The following is a 22,974-nucleotide window of genomic DNA, read 5'->3' as shown; positions in this document are numbered from 1 at the left end:
TACTATAACTCAATGATATCAAAGGTAATAATAATCTTTGATATCATTAATAGTCTTTCCTATAAAACAAGACTATTTTAGATAAATCTAAATATTTCAACTAACAAGATCGCTTTTGATTTGAGTAATAGTGATTCTGTATTTCATGATATGAGTTATCTGAACAGACTATGGAAATTGATTTATTTCTATATCGGTTATTTATACTTAGCTTATTGTCAATAACAGTCACTTTATACCACTTCCAGACAGTTTTTAAAACGTCTCTTGATTCTTCTTTCATTTGCCGATGAAAATAGAATCAACACGTTTTATAAACCATTTAAAAGAGAAAGTATGGAAGTAGTAACCATTGAAAAGAGAACCTTTTCGTATGTCTGCGAACGGTTCACCGAGTTTGCCAAACGAATAGAAAGTTTGTGCAGCACTCATACCCAGAAAGTAGAAAACTGGCTGGATAGTCAAGAAGTGTGCCTGTTGTTGGGTTTTAGCAAACGAACACTGCAATATTACCGAAGTAGTGGACGGCTGGCTTATTCTCAAATCGGAAGCAAGATTTATTATAAGTCTTCCGATATTGAAAGAATTATTGCGGACAGTGAAACACAAAATTAATCACTCAAACAAACCACATTTTATGAAAAGAGCTAAAGAAGATTACCCGTCCTTCAATCTGTTTTCCATTGTTGGCACATGGGAAAGCGTTAATCTGAATCCTACGATAATCCTTTATCGGAGCGATAAAGAGTACCTTCTTTCTATTATATATGTATCGGAAACCACTAAACAAGCTTCACCCGCTACTTATGAGATACAGCAAGATGGTAGCCAGTATTTTATTGCCACTGCATCCAAACGACTCTATGTAGATTATGATTCGGCAAAAGATGTACTTAGCATTTCATCGCTGGGTGACTATCTGGGTGACTATCTGCGTAACTAGCCAGCTATCTAGCCATCTTGAAATCAATATTTCAATAAAACAATCTTTCAATCATGGAACTAATAAATAAAGATACCCCACAAGTCAAAGAATTTATTTCTTCGCTTGATTCGATGCTGAACGGTATTGAATCTATAGTCAAGCATTACAAGCCACACCTGAACGGGGAGCGTTTTCTTTCTAACAATGAAGTTTCCAAGAAACTGAATGTCAGTTTGCGAACCCTGCAAGAATGGCGAGATACAGGGCTAATCCCCTTTATCCAGATAAAAGGTAAAATCATCTACCGTCAGAGTGATATTGATAAACTGCTCCAAAAACACTACTTTGAAAGTTGGAAAGAGTAACCTGCCAAGCCCAAAACATTGTTTTTCGGAATTTAATTTGAATCATTGACTTTTCCAGTGAAGTATTTAGTCTGTGCAAGTCTTTAGATGAAAATACGCTCGAACATAGTGAGAGGAAGATTTTCATCTAAACCGAAGGCTCGGACTTGAACAGGCTAAATACGGAACTTACCTTTGTCAATGCTTCATATTGAGTTCTGGAAAACTTACTATGAAAGAAAAGGATTGAGAAAATGAAATTCATTCTTCCCAATCCTTTTTCAATATTAGCTACTATCTTTATTATATAGCCAATTCCGACAGGCAGCTATTTACTTTTTGCATATCCTTGAAAATATTCTGATCCAATACCCTTGCATAGTGTTTTGTTACGCTTGTATCTGCATGACCTAACATCTTAGCAACATTCTCCATACTCACGCCATTTGCAAGGCAAATGCTTGTGGCATAGCTATGACGGGCGGTATGAGTGCTAAGATTTTTATGAATTCCGCACACATCGGCAATCTCCTTCAAATAACTGTTCATGCGTTGATTACACAATACAGGTAAAAGTTTTCCGGTACACTCTACTACATCCTTATATTTATCAAGTATAGAAGCTGCCACAGGCAGCACAGGAATGTTACACATGATTTTTGTCTTTTGCCGGTTCTTCCTTATCCAAAGTTCCCCTTTATTGTCTTTTACCAAGTGTTCAGGCGATAAATCTTTCACATCGCTGAACGCCAAGCCTGTAAAAATGCAGAATACAAAAACATCCCGTACCTGTTCTACTCGTTTAATGGTGAACTCTTTGGCAAGAATGATTTTAATCTCGTCCATCGTCAGAAATTCAGGATCGGTTTCTTCCAGTTTGAAGCGATAGTAGGCAAACGGATCTTTTTTTATCCAGTCGTTTTCTAAAGCAATACGAATAATCTTCTTCAAGTTCTTTAGTCGGGTGATAGCTGAGTTCTGCGCACAACCCTTTTCAATCTTCAAGAAAGCATCGAACTTAGAAATGAAGTTCGCTTCCAAGTTATTCAGAGCAATATCCGATAGCTGATATTCTTTCTTAATGAATTCCTCCAAATATCGGGTAGTGGTTTCATACCGTTGAACAGTCTTGCTTACAAAGTCTTTGCCGATCAGCTTACGACTTTGTTCATTATGTTCCCTGAATACCTGTAATAGTGTTTTGTTATCTTCGTCCACACCATAAAACAGTTTTCTAACAAGATCAACAGTGATAACCTTGCCGGAAGTTTCCAGTTCTCTATAAATTTGGTGTACGTGCGAACGTGTGATTTCTAAGTAGTGGTTCAGTTCCACCGACATACGGTCTTTACCTTTTGAATTCTCTTTTGCCTGATTCCATAGGTTTAAGGGACAGCTTCTTTTGATAGAAATATCTACCATACAGCCGTTTACGGTGATTCTCATGCACACGGGTGCTTCTCCGTTCTTTAATAATTTGCCTTTCTTGATGAAGAACAATACAGAAAATGATTTTCGAGCCATTTTTACATCGTTTTTAAAGTTACAAAACTATGTATTCTCTTCCAAAGTAAGTCTATGCAAAATACTATGAATCAGTGAGAAAGGTGCAAATTCGTGGGACTTTTTTGAACTAAATTTTAGTCCCACGATTTATCCACCGATAATATGCTTGAAACGGCTATTTTTTGCTACCTGCTAGAAAAAAGAAATCCCTGATAATATCTGATTATCAGGGATTTGCTTGATTTTTATTTTGTTTTCAGTGATCCGCCTGGGGCTCGAACCCAGGACCCCAACATTAAAAGTGTTGTGCTCTACCAGCTGAGCTAGCGAATCATCCTATGCGTTACTTCTGTAATGCGGGTGCAAAGGTAGGGATATTTTTTTAATACGCAATAGATATGGCTATTTTTTTGCGATTAAATCTGAATTTATTTCCTCTTGTTTAGGTTGATGAGCAAGGCTTCTGGAATCTAACTCATTATATTCATGCAAGATAAATCGTTTATAATAAGATAAGCATAAGGTTGTTAATGGGAGGGCTATTATTAAGCCGATAAAGCCTAAGATCGTTCCCCAGATGGATAATGAGAGTAAAATGATGGCGGGATTCAATCCCATAGCCTTACCCATTATGCGGGGGGTAAGATATAAATCCTGTATACATTGTACGATACCCAAGACTAAAATAGCCAAACCAAAGATCAACCAGAAGTTCTCGCCTGTCTCGGCCGAACGCAATAAGCTCAATAGAATCATCGGGATGATACCGATCGCCTGCATATAGGGAATTAAGTTCAGCACGCCGATAAACAAGCCCAGCGTGACCGCCAACGGGAAATTAATGATCTTAAAACCGATCGCGAGGAGAATCCCGACGGAGAGAGCGATCAGCGATTGTCCTCGGAAATAACGGTTCATGCTGTATTCCACATCCTCAGCCAAACCTTGCAGGAACGGACGGTAACGCTCCGGTATCAAATCGATCCAACCATTCGCGATCTTCTCATAGTCCAAAAGGATGAAGATAAAATAAAGCAAGATCACGAACACGATCGTGATACTGAAAAGGATCGAGAAGGTGTTCGATAAGATAGACCATAACTGGGGTGCTATCTGCTTCACCGCTTTCAACAAATTCTCCTTACTCAATAACTCCATAATCTGAGCGAAGTTCACATTACTTTCCAGATATTCCATCCATGAATGCGGAATCAAAGGGACATGACCTTCACCGGGATCATGTGTGCGGATCAGTTCTAGCGTTTTATCCGCCTCAGCCGCGATGGAAGGAACGACCATGACTATCAGCAACGTTATCAACAGCCCTAAAGTCACCAATACCGCCATAATCGATAAGATACGGCTCTTAAAGCATAATTTATATTGGAAGAACTTTACGAACGGTTGCATCATGTAAGCCAGCAACCAAGCGATCAGGAAAGGTAACAATGCGTTCCGTAATAAGGCTATCAAATAGATAATCCCTGAGATGACCAGTATACCGAACACTATGCGTATTACACGGTCAAACGTAAAAGGCTTGTCAAACAGTGGATTCATATTATTTTCATATCTTTGCTTGCGACAAAGATAGAATAAAGTAGAATATATAAACATCATGATACGTAAAATATCCTTTTTCTTCCTCATTTCTTGCTTATACCTTTCAGTAGGGGCACAGGTTCCACAACCTATCAAGCAATTCCTGCGTAAGCCTTATATGGAAGGAGCCTCATTTTCCTTGATCGTGAAAGACGTTCACAATGGCGAGACGGTATTCGCTTACGATACCCTCCGGCAGCTGACCCCAGCCTCGGTCATGAAGACGGTTACGACCGCTACCGCCTTGGAGATACTGGGCGAGGATTATCGCTTTCCCACGACATTGGCATACGATGGCTCCATCGAGAAGGGCTTGCTAAAAGGGAATCTATACATCAAGGGAAGCGGAGATCCCAGCCTTGGCTCAGCGCATTTCGCCCCGTATCATAAGCGGTTCCTACAGGAATGGATCTCCGCCTTGAAAAAGGTGGGTATCCATAAAATACAAGGTGCCGTAATCGCTGATGAAAGTATATTCGACACGGAAGGCACTTCCTTTAAATGGGTTGGCGAAGATATGGGCAGCTATTATGGCGCCGGAAGCTATGGACTTTGCGTATTCGACAATCTCTATAAATTAGGACTGCAAACCGGGGCTCCCGGAAGCCGCCCGAAGTTGAAAGGAACCGAACCGGAATTATCCGGCATCCATTTCCATAATTACTTAACGGCTCAGCAAGTATCTTCGGATAGTTCTTTTATCGTAGGGGCGCCATTCGCCACGGACCGTTATTTATACGGAATTGTCCCCGCTAACCGGGAATGGTATCCGCTCAAAGGGGATATCCCGGACCCGGCTCTTTTCCTAGCGGATTATCTCACTAGGCAATTGGAACATGAAGGGATCACGGTCGGCGAATCACCGTCTTGTTTCCGTATCTTGCGGGAGGCCGGTAGGTGGCAACCCGGGAAACGGACCGAGATTGTTACCACTTACTCCCCTACGCTTCGGGAAATCGTGGAAGTGACCAACCATGTCAGCCATAATTTATTCGCCGATGCCTTGATCAAGACAATCGGCCTACGCTATACGCCCCGTAAGGGAGAGGTCATATCTTCTTTTAACCGGGGCATCCAGGTGCTTCGGGACTATTGGCAAGGGAAAGGACTCGACCTCTCGTGCGTCTGGATGTACGACGGTAGTGGCCTTGCGGTTACCAACAAGTTATCAACAGCTTTTGTGGCTGATTTATTGATTTATATGAGAACCCGTTCACAACAACACACAGCCTTCTACGAATCATTGCCCGTAGCGGGGGTAGAAGGCTCGGTGAGGAACTTCTTAAAAGGCTCATCCCTCCAAGGAAAAGCTCATCTTAAAAGCGGAAGCATGAGCCGGGTAAAAGGATATGCGGGATATATAAACAAAGGCGATAAGCAATACGCCATCGCCCTATTCGTAAACAACTATTCCAGCGACGGACGTCCTATGACCGTAGCGATAGAGAAATTATTGCTCCAGTTGTTCAACTAACCAGCGGTTATTTCGGCAGGATCGATCTACGCTCTATCATCTCTAGGAAATGCTGTTTATAATTGTCGGAGATCGGGATATACTCCTTTCCAAAGACAATCCGATTCCGCTCGATCACCTTGATCTTCTCCGGCTGGACGATAAAAGAGCGATGAACACGCACAAAGCGATCCGAAGGTAACATATCCTCCAAACTCTTCATGCTCATCAACGAAAGGACCGGACGGGGCTCATCCTCCACGAATATCTTCACGTAATCCTTTAATCCTTCAATATATAATATCTTGCGCAGCTCTATTTGCAACAGCTTATACTCACTCTTGACGAAAATACTCTCCATCCCGCCCCTCTCCGCGATTGACGCGGATTCCTCCTTCTCTTCCGAAGACACCGGCTTACGGAGCAACTCATACCATCGCAACGCCTTATTCGCCGAGGCAAGGAAGTCCGGATAGCTGATCGGCTTCAACAAATAATCCAGCGCGTTTACCCGGTAACTATCCACGGCATATTGATCGAAAGCCGTCGTAAAGATGACACGGGTATCGGCGTTCAAGATACGGGAGAACTCCAATCCGCTCAACTCCGGCATCTGGATATCCAGAAAAAGCAGATCCACCGGCCGATCCCGTAAGTCGGAAAGAGCGTCCAAGGCACTATTATAAGTCCCCTGCAAATCCAGAAACGGAGTTTTCAAGACGTAGCTTTCCAGCAAGCTAACCGCTAAAGGTTCATCGTCAATAATAGCGCAAGTCAATCTCATATCTCAGTCTCGTTTATAGTAATTGATAGATAAGAAGAATAGTTATCCCCCTCCCGACCGCATTGGAACGAGAAATGCCCCGGATAGAGCAGCCCCAAGCGTTTCTCCAGATTCACCAGCCCGATACCGGAACCACTTTTATCTTGATCCGGGCTTTTCGGGAAATAGCTATTCACGATAGTACAAACCACCTCCGCCCCCTCCTGATGGATATCCAAATGGATGAAAGACGGCTTATTATTGCTCACCCCATGCTTAAACGCGTTCTCAACCAAGGAGATAAACAACAGGGGAGCGATCAAGGTTCCCGGAGAGGAAGCGACGATATTCGTTTTCAGCTCCACATGTTTGGGCAGGCGTATACGCATCAACTCCACATAATTACGAAGGAAGTCGAAATCCTTCTCCAAAGGGACAAAAGGCTGGCTACTCTCATACAAGACATAGCGAAGCAAGCGGCTCAAATCGTGCACCGCCTCCTGCGCCTTCTCCGGGCTGAACGCTATCAAGCTATAGATATTATTCAACGTATTAAACAGGAAATGCGGGTTAAGCTGGCTTTTCAAGTTCTGCAATTCCGCCTCGGCACGCTCCTTCTCCAGTTCCCGCTGGATAGCCGCCACCCGGTACCATCCGTCCGTCATCTTGATCGCCACGCTAAGGCCGGCTACCAAGGAGTAGATAACGGCGTTGACGAGAAAGAACCCCACCGTCTCGTTCAACGGGCGGGGCGGACGAGCCGGATGATGCATCTCCGGCGGATAGAAATAGCGCATGCAGAGATGCACGAACAGCATCATACCCCCGATAAGCAATAGGTTGATCAGCAGGAAACGCCCTGTCCGGCGGTTAAACAAATACCGCCTCACCAGCCACCCGTAATTCAAGTAGAAGACGAGCATGAAGGAAAGCGGCACGATGATGCTCCGGAAATAGCCCTCGAACGTGACTTGCGACTCCCTCCCCGTGAAGAAGAAGGGGGAACAGAATAGGATACCCCATCCCGCAATGTGTATCAACTTTCCCAAACCTTTGATAGGGGGGGATTGTGGTGTGTCATTCATCTTATTATCCTCTTTAGTGCTACGCAAATATAGTCATTCCTACCGTTATATGAGCCATGTAGCCTTATCTAGTGAGCATTCGTCTACTCATAGCGTATGGCCTCGATCGGGTCGAGCTGCGCCGCCTTCTTGGCCGGGTACCATCCGAAGAACACGCCCGTCACCGTACATACCACGAAAGAGAGCAGTACGCTCCATGGCTGGATATAGATCGGGAAATGCGCCACGACATTCACGATCAAGGCGGCTCCCACGCCGAAAAGCACGCCGATCAATCCCCCGGTCACGCTGATAAGGATAGACTCGATCAAGAACTGAGCCAAGATATCCATGCCTTTCGCACCGATACTCATACGGAGGCCGATCTCCCGCGTACGCTCCGTCACGCTCACGTACATGATATTCATGATACCGATACCACCAACGAGAAGAGAGATACCAGCCACCGCGGCCAGCAACGTCGTCATTATATCCGTCGTACTTGTCAACATCGTACTCAACTCCTGCATACTCCGGATCGTGAAATCATCATCATCGGTTTCCCGCAGCCTATGGTTACGCCTCAGTATCTCCGATATCTCGTCTATGGCTTGATCGGTGTACTCCTCCTTGAGCGCCGAGCAGGTTATGCCTTGCAAATGGGTAATGGCCAAGATCTTCTTTTGAATAGTTGTGTATGGAGCTAAGATCAGGTCGTCTTGGTCCATTCCCATGCTGTTATATCCTTTGCTTTTCAGTACGCCCACGACCCGGAACGGTAGCTTCTGGAAACGGATCACCCGTCCGACGGGATTCTCTCCGCCGGGGAAAAGGTTATCCACCACCGTCTTCCCGATCACGCATACCTTGGCGGCGGTCTGTACGTCTTGATCGCTGAACATATCGCCATCCTCCACCTCGTATCGGCGTATCTCCATATAATCCGGGCTGATACCGTAGACGGTGGTCGGGGCATTGTTGGCGCCATAGATGGCCTGCCCGCTACTGTTCACGGAGGGAGAGGTGGCGGAGACGTAGCGAGTCTCGTTCACGATATCCTCGTAGTCCTGTAGCTTCAGCGTCTCCATGGCAGAGGCGTCTTGGCGGACACCACCACGCATGTCGGCTCCCGGCTGGATCATGATCATGTTCGAGCCCATCTCGCTGATCTGCGCCTGTATACTCCGCTTCGAACCTTGACCGATGGCCAGCATCGTGATCACGGAAGCCACGCCGATGATGATACCCAGCATCGTGAGGAATCCCCGCAGCTTGTTGTTGGCCAAGGCCCGGAGGGCTATCTTTAGTAAATTCGTCGTATTCATTGTTACTTCTGTTTATCGCTTAATCATCATTCTTGGGCAGGCGGGCCAAAGCCTCGGCGGCGCTCAAGATATTCGTATTCACCGTATCGGCGGTTACATGACCGTCGCGCAACGTGATATTCCGGCTGCTGTATTGGGCGATCTCCGGGTTGTGGGTGACAAAAATAATCGTACGTCCCTCGGCGTGCAGACGCTGGAAGAGCACCAAGATCTCAAAAGAGGTACGGGTATCCAAGTTGCCGGTAGCCTCGTCCGCCAGGATCACCGCCGGATCGTTCACCAAGGCACGGGCGATCGCCACACGCTGCATCTGGCCACCGGACATCTGGTTACTTTTATGCATCAGTCGGTCTCCCAAGCCCACGGCGATCAAGGCGTTGACCGCCTTCTCCCTACGTTGGGCCGCTTTATAAGTAGGATTGTACATGAGAGGAAGCTCTACGTTCTCTACCGCTGTCGTCTTCGGCAACAGATTGTAATTTTGAAAAACGAATCCGATCTTGCGATTCCGGAGGGTCGCTCGCTGCCGCTTGTTCATGGTGCGCACGGATACTCCGTCTAAGTAATACTCCCCGCTCGTAGGAGTATCAAGGCAACCCAGCGTGTTCAACAACGTACTCTTTCCGGAGCCGGAGGTTCCCATGATCGTAACGAACTCCCCCTCGCGAATCGTGAACGACACGCCTCGCAGGGCATGGACGGTCTCGTCGCCAACGTGGAAGTCTCGTTTTATATTGTCTAATCTGATAATTTCTTTCATGACGCAAGCTATCTCTTATTTTTGTTGCTTCCCGGAGGGCCCGGCATGAAAGGGCTACGCTCCGCTCCTGCACCTACTTCCGGCATGTTAGCGGCGCTCGCTAAATCTACGGCTACCTCATCGCCCTCGCTCAAGCCCTCGGTTACTTCGGTCACGCTGTTGTTGCTGGTTCCGACCGTAATCTGCCTCGGGCTCAAGGTATTTCCTTGGCGGGACCAAACCAAGCGTTTTCCGGGTTGTACCTCCGCATTCGGATCCGTCACGGTCATACCCAACGATTCCATGATGGCGGGCTCGGGGATAAAACGAAGCGCCTTGTTCGGCAAGGTCAAGATATTCGCACGTTCCAACGTATAAATTGTGACATTTGCCGTCAAGCGAGGTTTCAGTTTCAAGTCCGGATTATCCGCCGTAATTACTACCTCATACGTAACAACCGTGGAAGAAGAAGTACTGGAAGAAGCACTGGAAGTGCTTTCGCTGTCCCCTAAACGAATCTGACGAACCACGCCCTCGAATTGATCGTTCGGATAGGCATCCACCGTAAAACTAACCCGTTGGCCTTCCTCCACATTACCTATATCCGCCTCATCCACATCCGCTATTACCTGCATCTTCGTCAAGTCGGCGGCAATGGTAAACAGCGTCGGGGTCTCGAAGCCGGCGGCAACGGTCTGCCCTTCCTCAACGGCCCGGTTGATAACCACTCCGTCTATAGGGCTCGTGATCGTGGCATATTCCAGATTACGGTTTACTTTTACCATGGAGGCCTGACTCTGGTCGTAAGCGGCCTTCGCCTTCTCATAATTATAGGTAGCCGTCTCATAATCCGTATCGCTAATCAATTGTTTCTCGTGAAGCACCTTGCTACGTGCGTAGTTCTTCTGTTGATACTCGAACTCCGTCTTGCTGCTCGCCAATTGCGCCTCGGCGGAACGAAGCTCGGCTTGGAGGTTGATCTTATCCATCTCGGCGATCAGTTGGCCGGCTTTCACCACGTCGTTATAATCAGCGTACAATTTATCGATGATACCGGAGACCTGCGTACCTACCTCAACCTCGGTAACGGGCTCTACCGTACCGGTGGCCGTAACCGTATTCGTGATCGTGCTGCGCCCTACTTTAGCGGTCTCCAGCTTGATTCCGCCTTTCGAGGATTTGCCCGTGAAAAGGAACACGCCCCCCGCAATGAGGATAACGGCAACACCGCCCATGATTAGTTTCTTCTTGTCCATATTCTGATTCGTTTTATTTCTGTTTTACGTTGTATTCTTGTTCAAAAGGCCCCCGCGACCTCCGTCGCAGGGTAACCTTGAAAAAAGAGAGTGGAGTAAATATATATATCCATTAGTGGGTTAATAATTCTCCGCAACCGGCTTCTTCTGATAAACATTCAGCAATTGAACGCTCATCAAGGCCATGTATTTCGCTTGTAGCTGCTCTTGCTGGGCGGTCAGATAATTGTTCTTCTCCGTCAATAGCTCAAGCGTATTTTTCATACCGAGGCTGAATTGCTCATCGATCAAGTTATAGCTTTCTTTCACGTAACTCAAGCGTTCGGTAGCCGAGGTATATTGGGTCTGCGACGAGGTAGCGTCCAGATAGATCCCCTCCACGGTTTGCAGCAATTGCTTTTGGGCATTCAGCAACTCCAACTGGCTGGTGGTAATCGCGTATTTCGCCTTGTTATAGGCCGTCTTATACTGGCGGTTACTGAAGATAGGGATGCTGATCGTCAATCCGACACTCTCGTTGAAGCTATTCCAGATCTGGCTACCGAAAGCGTAATCCGTTCCGGAAAGATGGCCGGTACCCAGCCCGGCGTTCATGGAGAGCGAAGGAAGGAAAGCACCTTTCGCCTTTTTCTTCTCCAGCTCGGCGATGTCCACGGCCAGCTCACTGCTCTTTATTTGCGGCATCACGGCCAGAGAGGTATTGTAAATCGTTTGCTTGCTCGGAAGCGGGGTTAAGATATCTTTCTCCGTAAGCTCCGGCATCACCAATTCGATCTCTTCGGTTATATCCAGTTCTAGTAATTGCTTCAATTGCAACTTATAATTGTCTAGATTCGTCTGGGCTACGACCAATTGATATTTATCGGTGCTTAACTGGCTTTCCAACTGAGCCAAATCCACTTTCGAGATCGAACCGGCACGTAGCAACTCCACCGCACGATCCCGTTGCGCCGTAGATACCTCGACCGTATTTTGGTTGATACGAACGGACTCCATCGCATATAGTACCTGCATATAGGTCTGTATCAAGGAGATTTGGATATCATCCTCGTTTTGCTCGATACCCAGCTCATCGACGGTATTTTGTATTTCCTGTTGCTTGATCGCCTGTACACGTTGCCCTCCATCAAAAAGCGTCCATTTAGCGTTCAGCGCATAATTACCGCTATAGCTATTATTCGTAGCGGCGTCGCTCGAAGGATAATTCACGAATCCTTGGGTAACCGAAGCCGAAAGGGAAGGGAAAAGCTGTGCTTTCGCCTGCTTCGTATCCTCTATACCGGAAAGATGCGACACCTTGCTTTTCTTTACTTGGATATTATGCTCCAAAGCGTAATCCAAGCAAGCGCGCAAAGTCCATCGGGTAGGTTGCTCTTGTGCCTTACTCCCCACACAGAGGAAGAACAGACATGCGAATAATAAAGCGTATTGTTTCATATTGCCTTCGTTTTCTATCTTTTTACGAAAGCAAAACTATATTACCTTAAAAACATGGGCAACCAGACTAGAAAAAGGGGCTGTTTTCACCGATTAAACGGGCAATTGCATCGACAGGAAAGCGTGCGGATATATATTTATAAGGCCATCGATTTGACAATTTGACAAAATGATAACCGAAGTCCCGGAGAATCGATTATTCCGGGCAAAGGTACGGCTCACTCCCAAATACGAAAGAAAAAAACGGCAATCATCTCGCTAATAGACGAATACCCAAAAACAGTCTTTTATTCCAGTGAAATGAATTCATCCTAATTCATCTATTTAGACAAGAAAAAGGGTGAAACAGTGTTACGATAGGGTTGTAACAGGCTACGAATGCCTATTCACAGGTACTCACAACCCAATGCACAGCCGCTCACAACGCCTAACGCAAGTATACGCATCAAGGAATGCGTCCTCTCGCAAGCTGTCTCGTCACCTATTATGTCCCAAATCGGCCTCTTTTTAACGAAAAAGCACGCTTATCACCACTTCTTTCCCACAATCTCGCTACCTCCGCACAAAAGGTGTGTCAGCGGATTTGCGTTATATCGAGCAAGAAGTAAGAATAAACGCCATTCCACCTATCTTTTATCGGCTCAAAAGTAGTCATTCTTCTTAAAGAATCAGCTCAAATTGAGCCGATTTGATCCTCAATAATACAAAATAACCCCGGCGATACCTGCCAAAATAATCATCAAGATAGGATGTATCTTGAATTTCCAAGTCAAGATAAAGGCGGCGCCAAAGATCAAGAAGCTCTTGTAGTCGATGAAGTTCTCTTTATTCATTAATAGCAAGGCGGCGGCGGCGATCAAACCGACCGTAGCCGGGCGCAATCCAAGGAAAGCCGCCTCTACATATTTATTATTCCGGAACTTAGCGAAGAAATAAGAGATCAAGAGAACCAATATGAAAGAGGGCAGACATACCGCGAATGTCGTCAGGCAAGACCCTAGGATACTCATCGTCTCTGAATACCCCGCATTATGCACCGCCGTATACCCTATATAGGTGGCGCTATTGATACCGATCGGCCCGGGTGTCATTTGAGAGATAGCGACAATATCGGTAAACTCCTGCAAGGAAATCCAACCATAGCGGTCCACCACGTCGGCTTGTATCAAGGATAACATCGCATACCCGCCACCAAAGCCCAATATACCGATCTTCAGATATACATATAATAATTGTAACCAAATCATATCAGCCCTTCTTATTTAAACCATACACCAAACCTCCGGCTATAGCCGCCAAGATAATCCAAGCGGGAGACACCCCACCCATCCAGATCAGCAATGCCGCCCCGACAGGTATGATCATTTGCACGTAACTCAACTTGATAGAACGTGCGGTTGTCAGACAAGGCACGGCGATCAAGGCGACCACCGCCGGACGCAATCCCATAAACGCCTTCTCCACCCATACATTATCCTTTACCTGCGTAAAGAATAACGCGATCAAGAGCATGATTACAAAAGAAGGGAGAATCGTGCCCAAGGCACAAACAAAACCGCCCCATGTCTTCTTCAGTTTATAACCCACGAAGATCGCTATATTCACGGCGAAAATACCCGGCAACGATTGGGCCACGGAGAAAACATCGATAAAGTCCTCTTTCGTCATCCACCCCCGGTCCACCACATCCCGCTGGATAAGCGGCAACATGGCGTATCCACCTCCGATGGTAAACATACCGATTTTCACGAATGTCAGAAAAAGCGTCCAATACATACCCTTATCAGTTTACGTTGGCTAACGTCCTAAAAGCCTATTGTAAGTTTCTTTATTATTAATAATCTGAAGCGCTTTCTGGTAACTCGGATTATCATCATTGATAATCTGGAAGTACTGCGCCATATCATAGAGATCCCGTGCGATAAGCGCCTTGATCTGAAGCATAATCAACGGCTTCGAACGATTATATTGCTCTTCCTCAAACTCAATCTTCTCATCGCCGGCCATCTTAAGAAGCTCCTCCATGATATCCTCTCCAACCACGAAATATTGCTTATATTGCTGGAACTTCGGATATTTAGCCATCATCTGGTTCCGATTACGATCCAGATAATTCATGGACACCCGATTGACTAAACCGGAAGCTACCAGTTTCCGGTGATAATCCGTATAGCGAGTCGTATCTACCGGGATGAACACGTCCGGCATAATACCTCCACCTCCATATACGGTACGCTCGGTAACCAAGGTGTTATACTTCATTGAATCCGGGAAATGAATGCTATCGGCACTCATCAACTCCCCCCGGTTATAACGGTCGATCAGATCATGGTGGTACTCCTCGATCTTCCCGTTCTCGTAAGGCTTTTGTATACAACGTCCGGTGGGTGTATAGTAACGGGAAACCGTCAAACGAATCATGGAACCATCCGGCAGGGGAATCGGTTTCTGTACCAAACCTTTACCAAAGGTACGGCGACCTACGATCACTCCACGGTCCCAATCTTGAATAGCGCCGGAGACGATCTCGCTGGCCGAAGCCGAGGACTCGTCCACCAGCACGACCAAACGTCCCTCTTGGAATTGTCCGCGAGCGGTAGAGTTCGCCTCCTCACGAGGTTGCTTACTCCCTTTCGTATAAACGATCAACCGGTTTTTATCCAAGAACTCATCCGCCAGCTCTATGGCGATATTCAAATATCCCCCGCCATTTCCCTGCAAATCCAGAATCAAGTTCTTCATACCCTGTTTCCGGAGCTTCTCCAACGCCTCCCTGAATTCATCGGCGGAAGAAGCGGCGAAACGGTTCAACTTAATATAACCGGTATTCTTATCCGCCATATAAGCGGCATCCAGACTATACACGGGAATCTTACCGCGAACGATCTTGAAATCCATCAATTCCGGCGACTTGCCTCGCTTTACCTTCACACGCACCTCGGTACCTTTCGGTCCGCGTAGTTTCTTCATGATATCGGTAGTCTTCATCTTCACGCCGGCGATCAAGGTATCGTCTACTTGGATAATACGGTCGCCCGCCATCAACCCCACCTTCTCAGAGGGACCTCCGGGGATTACCTGAATCACGTAAAGCGTATCCGTCAACATATTGAACTGTATGCCGATACCATCGAAATTGCCTTGTAAAGGCTCGGTCATCTCTTTCGTCTCCTCCGGGTCCATATAATTGGAATGAGGGTCTAGCTTATCCAACATGCCGACTATAGCGTCTTCCACCAACTTCGTCTCGCTAGTAGAGTCGACATATAGATTAGAGATGGCGAATAAAGCCAATTGGAGCTTCCGGGCATCCATATTCGCTTTTTGCGCTGTCGCTCCGGTAAACACACCTAGGACGATCAGCAGGGATAAGACGATTCTTTTCATCAGATATATTCGTTTCATAATTTTCAATACAATCTCGTCTCTTTAGGGACGAATTGAGAAATGTCTTTGCCGTAGCGTAACAACTCACGGACAATGCTTGAGCTAATATGCGTATGTTCCGGTTCCGTAAACAAGATAAAAGTCTCGATACCCGTCAACTTACGATTCACGTCCGCGATCGTCTTCTCATATTCGAAATCATTGACCGTACGGATTCCTCTTAAGATAAAGCCGGCTCCGACCTCTTTAGCGAAATCCACCGTCAATTGATTATATGACATGACTTTCACCCTTGGATTATCCTTGTATAGATTCCAGATCGCTTCCATCCGCTTCTCCAAGGAGAAATAGGTAAGCTTCTTATCGTTGATACCGATCGAGATCACGATCTCGTCCACCAGTTCCAACCCACGCCTTACCAAGGATTGATGCCCGATCGTAAAAGGATCGAAGGTACCGGGAAAAAGCGCGATACGTTTATTTTCAATTGATGACATCTTCTTCAACCACTAAGTTATCGATAATAAAGTTCTGTCGCTCCATGGTATTCTTCCCCATATAGAACTCAAGCATATCTTTCACGAGGTCCTCTTTCTTCATTGTCACCGGATCAAGGCGTATATCCTTGCCGATAAAATGCTTGAACTCATCGGGAGAGATCTCTCCCAGACCTTTGAATCGGGTGATCTCCGGATTCTTCCCGGCAGCGGCTATGGCAGCCAAGCGTTCCTCCTCTGAATAACAATACCACGTCTTCTGCCGGTTACGTACCCGGAATAACGGGGTTTGCAAGATATAAACATGATTACGCTTAATCAAATCGGGGAAGAATTGCAAGAAGAAGGTAATCAACAATAAACGGATATGCATCCCGTCCACGTCGGCATCTGTCGCGATAATCACCTTATTATACCGCAAACCTTCCAAGCCATCCTCAATATTCAAGGCCGCTTGAAGCAAGTTAAACTCCTCGTTCTCGTAAACGATCTTCTTTGTCAAGCCATAACTATTCAAGGGCTTACCCCTCAAACTAAATACAGCTTGGTAATTCGGGTTACGGCTCTTCGTGATAGAACCGCTAGCTGAGTCGCCCTCCGTGATAAAGATACTGCTTTCCTCTAGCAAATCCCCTTTCGAGTCGGTCAGGTGAATCCGGCAATCCCTTAGTTTCTTATTATGTAAATTCGCTTTCTTCGCACGCTCGCGGGCCAGCTTCGTAACACCGGCGATCGCCTTGCGCTCTTTCTCGGACTCCAAGATCTTCTTCAGTAAAAGCTCCGAAGTCTCCATATTCTTATGCAAATAGTTATCCAGGTCATTCTTGATGAAATCACCGATAAACTTCGCTACCGTAGGGCCGTCCGGTCCTATATCTTTCGAGCCGAGCTTGGTCTTTGTCTGACTCTCGAATACAGGCTCCTCCACTTTTATGCTGATAGCGGCCACGATACCCGCACGAATATCCGAATACTCGAAATTCTTATTGTAATATTCCTTGATGACACGGCCTACAGACTCCTTGAAAGCGGAAAGGTGCGTACCGCCTTGGGTGGTATGCTGGCCGTTCACGAACGAATAATATTCCTCTCCATATTGATTGCTATGCGTGATAACCACCTCTATATCCTCCCCTTTCAGGTGGATGATCGGGTAAAGAGGCTCGGTGGTCATATTCTCGTTCAACAAATCCACCAGACCGTTGCGGGAATAGAAACGCTTGCCGTTGTAAATAATGGAAAGTCCCGAGTTCAAGAAGACATAGTTCTTTAATAGCCCCTCGATAAACTCGTCCTTATAATGATAATCCTTAAAGATCTCCCGGTCCGGGACAAAGAATACCTGCGTACCGTTCGCCTCCCCGGTCGGTTGGATATCCGATTCCTCCGTGACGATCGCCTTACTATATTCCACCCGCTTACACTCTCCGTCACGGTAGCTGGTTATCAAGAAATAACTACTCAAGGCATTCACCGCCTTGATACCCACACCATTCAAACCCACAGATTTCTTAAACGCCTTGCTATCGTATTTAGCACCGGTATTCATCTTGCTAGACACATCCACGACTTTACCCAAAGGGACACCACGGCCATAATCCCGTACGGCTACCGTACCTTCCTCGATAGTCACCTCGATACTTTTGCCATACCCCATCATGTACTCGTCGATAGAGTTATCCAGCACCTCCTTCAACAACACATAGATACCATCATCGGCATAGCTACCGTCCCCTAGTTTTCCGATATACATACCGGGACGCCGGCGGATATGCTCCATCCAGTCCAGTGTCTTGATGTCATCATCGTTATATTCCGTAGGTTGTTGTATCGTTGAATTCAGCTCATCCATATCTCTTATAACTTTTTAATATACGCTCTTCTTGATTTATGATGCTCTCGCTTAAAATAATCCCATTGCGCTTGTACGGCACTATTCGTCTCCAGCTCCGGGTTACTCTCGGCGTAAACGGCACCGATACGCTTATAGACCGGAATCAAGTCATTAAATAATAAAGCGTTCACGCCTTTACTTTGATATTCCGGCAAGACTCCTGTCAAATACAGGTCGATTACTTTCGGCTTACTCTTCAACGCTTTCAGCAAATGAATCCACCCGAAGGGTAACAGATGCCCACGAGCCTTTTGCAAGGCTCTCGAAAGGTTGGGCAGGGAGATACCAAAGCCAACCACCGCATTATCCTCTTCCCTTACGATCAGCGTTACCAAATCATAACGCAGCATAGGGATATACATATTGATATAATAATCGATCTGCTTCTCGGTCAATCGTGCGAAACCATACAAGGGAGCGAAAGCCGCGTTCAATGTATGGAATACCGGACGGGCGTAAGGCATAATCTCCTTAGCGTTCTTGAACTTCAGCACCTTCAATCCGTATTTCTTCTTCACGATCTCACCGATACGCAAATGCTTCTCCGGAACGCCATCCGGTATATAGATCTTAAATTCATGCCAATCTTGATCCTTTCCGTATCCGATACGCTCCACTTGCTTGGGGTAATAGGGATAATTATAAATCGTAGCCATCGTACCGATCTGATCGAAACCCTCGATCAACATACCCTCGTGATCCATATCGGTAAAGCCCATCGGACCGTGGATCTCCTCCATGCCTTGTTCGCGGGCCCATTTCTCAACAGCGCCAAAAAGGGCATCAACCACCTCGTCATCATCAATAAAATCAACGAAACCAAAGCGGGCACGTTTCTGTCCCCAAGCCTCGTTACTCGGGTGATTCACCATACCGGCGATACGGCCTACCACCTTCCCGTCCTTATAGGCAAGGAAGTAAATAGCGTCGCACACCTCGAACGCCGGATTTTTCTTCTTATCCAGCGTCATCATCTCTTCCTCTATTAAACCCGGTACGTGATAGGGATTACCCTTGTATAATTCGATATTGAACTTGACAAACTTCTTAAGCTCCTTCTTACTGGTAACTTCTCTTATCTCTACGCTCATCGGTAATTTTATTTAAGCGGCAAAGTTACATAAATAATCTTTTATCATGGCATTATAAAACAAATTTATACCTTTGTAAACTCAGATTCATAGCATACCATGAAAAAAATAGTTATTAAATTAATATTGGCATTTATCATGTTTGAAGGAACCTCTTGTATAAACGATCCTATTATAATCAGCCCCGATCTGGCGTTTCGGGCGGAAGCTACTACAGGGGAGGGATCGATTTGGCATCCCGATCGCAATACACTTTTCTGGGTAGATATTGAAGGAAAGACGTTATATGAGTATATACCGGACTTGCAAAACTGCCGTTCATGGCAGTTCGACCGCATGGTCTCTACCGTCGTACCGGAAACGGACAGTACGGTAGTCGTCGCTTTACAAAACGAGATCATACGTGTAAACCTAACGGATGGGAACACGACATCTATCGCCCCAATCCCGGACAATAACGGGAAGATTCGTTGCAACGATGGGAAATGCGACCCGTCCGGACGCTTATGGATCGGCACCATGGGATTTGGCGCGCCTAAAGGGGCTGCCAGCCTTTATTGTGTATGGGCAGACGGAACCGTCGAAACAAAGTTGACAAAAGTCACGATCTCCAATGGGATCGTATGGTCCGCCAACAAGAAATACATGTATTACAACGACACACCTACCCGTAAGATCATACGTTTCCGGTATGACGATAGCTCCGGTGACATATTGTACGATGGCGTAGCCGTAAATATACCCGAGGGCACCGGCTCCCCGGATGGAATGACGATAGATTGCAACGACAACCTTTGGGTGGCTCAATGGGGAGGTGGCGGTGTTTATTGTTACAATCCCTATACCGGCGATCTGTTGACAAAAATTGTCGTGCCGGCCCCCCACGTAGCGTCATGCGCTTTTGGAGGGGATAAGCTCGACACGCTTTATATAACGACCGCCCGTGCCGGATTAAGCAAGGAACAGCTTGAAGAATATCCACTAAGCGGTAGCGTATTCTGTTGCAAGCCCGGAGCGAAAGGGGTGCCGGCGAATTGTTTCCATTAAGAATCCGCAAGCTTAATAAATCTAATTAACACAATTGTCAACCAAATATCAATTTAAATTGTTTCCTTTGTAGACATGGCGTGCAAAAGACGAGGTGTGCCCCGTCTCCACAAAAACAAATGCAAATAATTATACAGAATGGCAAAGAATAGACCAGTAAAAAAAGATAACAATAAGGAGAAAAAAGGAAAAAAGGAAAAGGGTGTTGGTAAACGTATGAAAAAAGAAGCGATGATCCAAGCCATCATTTCCGTTTTCCAATCCGCTCCCAAGGAACCTTTCAACTATAAACAAATCAGCAAGATCATCGGAGTCGAGAACCAAGTGCAGAAATTGCAGGTGGTAGACATCCTGTATGACTTGTCCGCCGAGGATATCATCACCGAGATCGACCGTGGCCGTTACCGTCTCAACGGATTGGGAACCCTAGCCGTAGGAACTTTCGCACGCCGCAGCAATGGAAAGAATTCTTTCATCCCTGAAGACGGAGGTACGCCGGTATTTATCGCTGAACGTAATTCCGGGCATGCCATGGATGGAGACAAAGTAAAAGTACAGCTTTTCGCCAAACGTAAAGGTGCCGAGCCGGAAGGTGAGGTCGTGGAAATCCTTGAGAGCAAGGAGCGTACTTTCGTAGGTAAACTTCAAGTAGCTAAAGGCTTTGCCTTCTTGATTACGGAAAACAAGACGTTGGCTAACGATATTTTCATCCCTAAGGATAAACTGAAAGGGGGCAAGAACGGCGACAAAGCGATCGTACGTATCGTGGAATGGCCGGATGAAGCCAAGAATCCACTGGGTGAGGTCATCGATATATTAGGTATCGCCGGACAGAATACCGCCGAGATGCACGCGATCCTTGCCGAATTCGGATTGCCTTACAAATATCCTTCCTCGGTAGAGAAAGCGGCGGATAAGATCCCGGAAGCGATCTCTCCGGAGGAAATTGAGAACCGGGAGGATTTCCGGGGGATAACAACCTTCACGATCGACCCGAAGGACGCGAAAGACTTCGACGACGCCCTTTCCGCACGCCGTTTGGATAACGGGAACTGGGAGGTTGGCGTACATATCGCCGACGTAACACATTATGTGAAAACGGACGGTGTCATCGATAAAGAGGCACAAAGCCGTGCGACTTCCGTTTATCTGGTAGACCGTACGATACCGATGCTTCCCGAGCGACTTTGCAACCAAATATGCTCTTTACGTCCCGACGAGGAAAAATTATGCTTCTCCGCTGTCTTCGAACTAAATAGCGATGCCGTGGTACAAAACTCCCGGATCTGCCGCACGATTATCAAGAGCGACCGCCGCTTTACCTATGAGGAGGCACAAGAGGTGATCGAAACCGGCGAGGGAGATTATAAAGAGGAGATTCTAGCCTTGAACGACCTTGCCAAGAAATTGCGGGAACGCCGTTTCAAGAGTGGCGCTATCAACTTCGACCGCTATGAGGTCAAATTCGAGATCGACGAACAAGGGAAACCGGTCCGTGTTTATTTCAAGGTTTCAAAAGACGCTAACAAGTTAATCGAGGAGTTCATGCTATTGGCAAACCGTACCGTAGCCGAGTTCGTGGGTCGTCCTCCTAAAGGAAAGACTAAGAAGACATTTGTTTATCGTATCCATGAGCTTCCGGACCCAGATAAAATGGAGAATTTCGCCTCTTTTATCCGTCGCTTCGGCTATAAGTTGAAAACAGACGGCACGAAGACGGATGTCTCCAAAGGTATCAACTCCTTATTAGACAATGTACAAGGGAAGCCGGAAGAGAACTTGATCGAGACAGTGGCGATCCGTGCCATGCAAAAGGCCCGTTACTCCACGGAGAATATCGGCCACTATGGCTTGGCTTTCGAATACTATACGCACTTCACCTCTCCGATCCGCCGTTACCCGGACATGATGGTACACCGGTTGCTGGAACGTTACTTAGCCGGAGGCCGTAGCGTGATACAAAAGAAGTATGAGGAGCTGTGCGATCATTGTTCCAGCATGGAGCAAGTCGCCGCCAACGCAGAGCGTGCATCCATCAAATATAAGCAAGTAGAATTCATGCAGGATAAGCTCGGCATGGTATTCGACGGCGTTATCTCCGGTGTCACCGAATGGGGACTTTACGTAGAACTGAACGAGAATAAATGCGAGGGGCTTGTACCAATCCGTGATCTGGATGACGATTACTATGAGTTTGATGAGAAGAATTATTGTTTATTGGGCCGTCGCAAGAAACGTCAATATCGTTTGGGAGACCCTATCACTATCAAAGTAGCGCAAGCGAATCTGGAACGTAAGCAACTTGATTTCCAATTAGCGGAATAAGGCCTTTTTCAAAGTAAGTATAACTTCATCAGACAACGAAGTTATACTTACTTAGGCATTTTGATTATACTTACTAGGACAAGTAAGTATAATTTACTTTTTATCACCAATACATAAGTCCCAGCGCCCCACAAGCGATCAGCCCGATTCCCAACAACGCATAGAAGATACGTGCGCCGCCACGACCGAACCAGTTCACGAAAGTCATCGCCCCGCTGGTTTTAAAGTACCAATCAAAATTACAGATCGCCGCTACGATTGAGAACAATCCCAAAGCGATAAACAAGGATAAGATAAAGTATTCGGAAGGATCCATAGA

General features: G+C 46.4%; 21 protein-coding genes and 1 tRNA gene. 6 read left to right on the top strand and 16 right to left on the bottom strand.

Annotation, left to right across the window (positions count from 1 at the left end; all coding sequences use genetic code 11):
• Positions 1–336 precede the first annotated feature (336 nt).
• Genes HMPREF0999_RS04695 through HMPREF0999_RS04685 form a run of 3 tightly spaced genes read left to right on the top strand, consistent with a single transcriptional unit; the run spans position 337 to position 1,290 of the window.
• The gene (locus HMPREF0999_RS04695) at positions 337–615 is read left to right on the top strand and encodes a helix-turn-helix domain-containing protein (RefSeq protein ID WP_009275302.1); all 279 of its coding nucleotides are present in this window, start codon (positions 337–339) and stop codon (positions 613–615) included.
• Positions 616–637: 22 nt separating this feature from the next.
• Positions 638–943 carry a DUF3876 domain-containing protein gene (locus HMPREF0999_RS04690; RefSeq protein WP_009275301.1) on the top strand — a complete coding sequence of 102 codons (306 nt, stop codon included), beginning with the start codon at positions 638–640 and terminating at the stop codon, positions 941–943.
• 53 nt (positions 944–996) lie between these two features.
• Positions 997–1,290, top strand: a complete 294-nt coding sequence (locus tag HMPREF0999_RS04685; RefSeq protein WP_004293696.1) for a helix-turn-helix domain-containing protein — start codon at positions 997–999, stop codon at positions 1,288–1,290.
• Between the two features lie 282 nt (positions 1,291–1,572).
• Here HMPREF0999_RS04685 and HMPREF0999_RS04680 read toward each other — a convergent pair whose 3' ends face one another.
• The 3 genes from HMPREF0999_RS04680 to HMPREF0999_RS04670 all read right to left on the bottom strand — a co-directional run bounded on the left by HMPREF0999_RS04680 (position 1,573) and on the right by HMPREF0999_RS04670 (position 4,335).
• Positions 1,573–2,793, bottom strand: coding sequence for a site-specific integrase (locus HMPREF0999_RS04680; protein ID WP_009275299.1), 1,221 nt, complete (start codon positions 2,791–2,793; stop codon positions 1,573–1,575).
• A gap of 242 nt (positions 2,794–3,035) precedes the next feature.
• A tRNA-Lys gene (locus HMPREF0999_RS04675) sits at positions 3,036–3,108 on the bottom strand.
• 69 nt (positions 3,109–3,177) lie between these two features.
• Positions 3,178–4,335 carry an AI-2E family transporter gene (locus HMPREF0999_RS04670; RefSeq protein WP_009275298.1) on the bottom strand — a complete coding sequence of 386 codons (1,158 nt, stop codon included), beginning with the start codon at positions 4,333–4,335 and terminating at the stop codon, positions 3,178–3,180.
• A 58-nt stretch (positions 4,336–4,393) separates the two neighbouring features.
• Here HMPREF0999_RS04670 and dacB point away from each other — a divergent pair, with 58 nt between their 5' ends.
• The gene (gene dacB, locus HMPREF0999_RS04665; protein WP_009275297.1) at positions 4,394–5,851 is read left to right on the top strand and encodes a D-alanyl-D-alanine carboxypeptidase/D-alanyl-D-alanine-endopeptidase; all 1,458 of its coding nucleotides are present in this window, start codon (positions 4,394–4,396) and stop codon (positions 5,849–5,851) included.
• A 7-nt stretch (positions 5,852–5,858) separates the two neighbouring features.
• Here the strand turns inward: dacB and HMPREF0999_RS04660 are convergent, their stop codons facing one another.
• The 12 genes from HMPREF0999_RS04660 to HMPREF0999_RS04605 form a co-directional block, all read right to left on the bottom strand.
• The gene (locus HMPREF0999_RS04660) at positions 5,859–6,614 is read right to left on the bottom strand and encodes a LytR/AlgR family response regulator transcription factor (RefSeq protein WP_009275296.1); all 756 of its coding nucleotides are present in this window, start codon (positions 6,612–6,614) and stop codon (positions 5,859–5,861) included.
• Entirely contained in the window at positions 6,611–7,678 is a 1,068-nt protein-coding gene (locus tag HMPREF0999_RS04655; RefSeq protein ID WP_008772910.1) for a sensor histidine kinase, read from the bottom strand. Before HMPREF0999_RS04655 ends, HMPREF0999_RS04660 begins: the two co-directional genes overlap by 4 nt.
• Before the next feature lie 83 nt (positions 7,679–7,761).
• The gene (locus HMPREF0999_RS04650) at positions 7,762–8,982 is read right to left on the bottom strand and encodes an ABC transporter permease (protein WP_009275295.1); all 1,221 of its coding nucleotides are present in this window, start codon (positions 8,980–8,982) and stop codon (positions 7,762–7,764) included.
• 19 nt (positions 8,983–9,001) lie between these two features.
• Positions 9,002–9,742, bottom strand: coding sequence for an ABC transporter ATP-binding protein (locus HMPREF0999_RS04645; protein WP_005859794.1), 741 nt, complete (start codon positions 9,740–9,742; stop codon positions 9,002–9,004).
• Between the two features lie 8 nt (positions 9,743–9,750).
• Positions 9,751–10,977 carry an efflux RND transporter periplasmic adaptor subunit gene (locus HMPREF0999_RS04640; RefSeq protein ID WP_005867336.1) on the bottom strand — a complete coding sequence of 409 codons (1,227 nt, stop codon included), beginning with the start codon at positions 10,975–10,977 and terminating at the stop codon, positions 9,751–9,753.
• A 120-nt stretch (positions 10,978–11,097) separates the two neighbouring features.
• Positions 11,098–12,414 (bottom strand): TolC family protein, encoded by a 1,317-nt coding sequence (locus tag HMPREF0999_RS04635; protein ID WP_008772912.1) that lies wholly within the window; start codon positions 12,412–12,414, stop codon positions 11,098–11,100.
• A 695-nt stretch (positions 12,415–13,109) separates the two neighbouring features.
• Positions 13,110–13,661, bottom strand: coding sequence for a chromate transporter (locus HMPREF0999_RS04630; RefSeq protein WP_005867334.1), 552 nt, complete (start codon positions 13,659–13,661; stop codon positions 13,110–13,112).
• 1 nt (position 13,662) lies between these two features.
• Entirely contained in the window at positions 13,663–14,190 is a 528-nt protein-coding gene (locus tag HMPREF0999_RS04625; protein WP_005859800.1) for a chromate transporter, read from the bottom strand.
• 21 nt (positions 14,191–14,211) lie between these two features.
• Complete coding sequence (locus HMPREF0999_RS04620) at positions 14,212–15,801, bottom strand: S41 family peptidase (protein ID WP_009275294.1); 1,590 nt, start codon at positions 15,799–15,801, stop codon at positions 14,212–14,214.
• Between the two features lie 23 nt (positions 15,802–15,824).
• Positions 15,825–16,298 (bottom strand): pantetheine-phosphate adenylyltransferase, encoded by a 474-nt coding sequence (coaD, locus tag HMPREF0999_RS04615; protein ID WP_005859804.1) that lies wholly within the window; start codon positions 16,296–16,298, stop codon positions 15,825–15,827.
• A complete protein-coding gene (locus tag HMPREF0999_RS04610; protein ID WP_005867331.1) occupies positions 16,285–18,150 on the bottom strand; it encodes a DNA topoisomerase IV subunit B in 1,866 nt (621 codons plus the stop codon). The genes coaD and HMPREF0999_RS04610 overlap by 14 nt, the downstream gene beginning before the upstream one ends.
• 5 nt (positions 18,151–18,155) lie before the next feature.
• Positions 18,156–19,283 carry a hypothetical protein gene (locus HMPREF0999_RS04605; protein ID WP_009275293.1) on the bottom strand — a complete coding sequence of 376 codons (1,128 nt, stop codon included), beginning with the start codon at positions 19,281–19,283 and terminating at the stop codon, positions 18,156–18,158.
• 138 nt (positions 19,284–19,421) lie between these two features.
• On the opposite strand from HMPREF0999_RS04605, the gene HMPREF0999_RS04600 reads away from it, so the two are divergent.
• Complete coding sequence (locus HMPREF0999_RS04600) at positions 19,422–20,330, top strand: SMP-30/gluconolactonase/LRE family protein (protein ID WP_009275292.1); 909 nt, start codon at positions 19,422–19,424, stop codon at positions 20,328–20,330.
• 138 nt (positions 20,331–20,468) lie between these two features.
• On the top strand, positions 20,469–22,655 hold the full coding sequence (rnr, locus tag HMPREF0999_RS04595) for a ribonuclease R (protein ID WP_009275291.1): 2,187 nt from the start codon (positions 20,469–20,471) through the stop codon (positions 22,653–22,655).
• Positions 22,656–22,758: 103 nt separating this feature from the next.
• On the opposite strand, the gene HMPREF0999_RS04590 is transcribed toward rnr, so the two are convergent.
• Positions 22,759–22,971, bottom strand: a complete 213-nt coding sequence (locus tag HMPREF0999_RS04590; RefSeq protein WP_005859813.1) for an immunity 17 family protein — start codon at positions 22,969–22,971, stop codon at positions 22,759–22,761.
• Between the last annotated feature and the right edge of the window lie 3 nt (positions 22,972–22,974).

Source organism: Parabacteroides sp. D25, assembly GCF_000307475.1.
GTDB lineage: Bacteria > Bacteroidota > Bacteroidia > Bacteroidales > Tannerellaceae > Parabacteroides > Parabacteroides distasonis.
The sequence above is the reverse complement of the archived record's forward strand: the minus strand, read 5'-3'. Positions and strand labels throughout refer to the sequence as shown.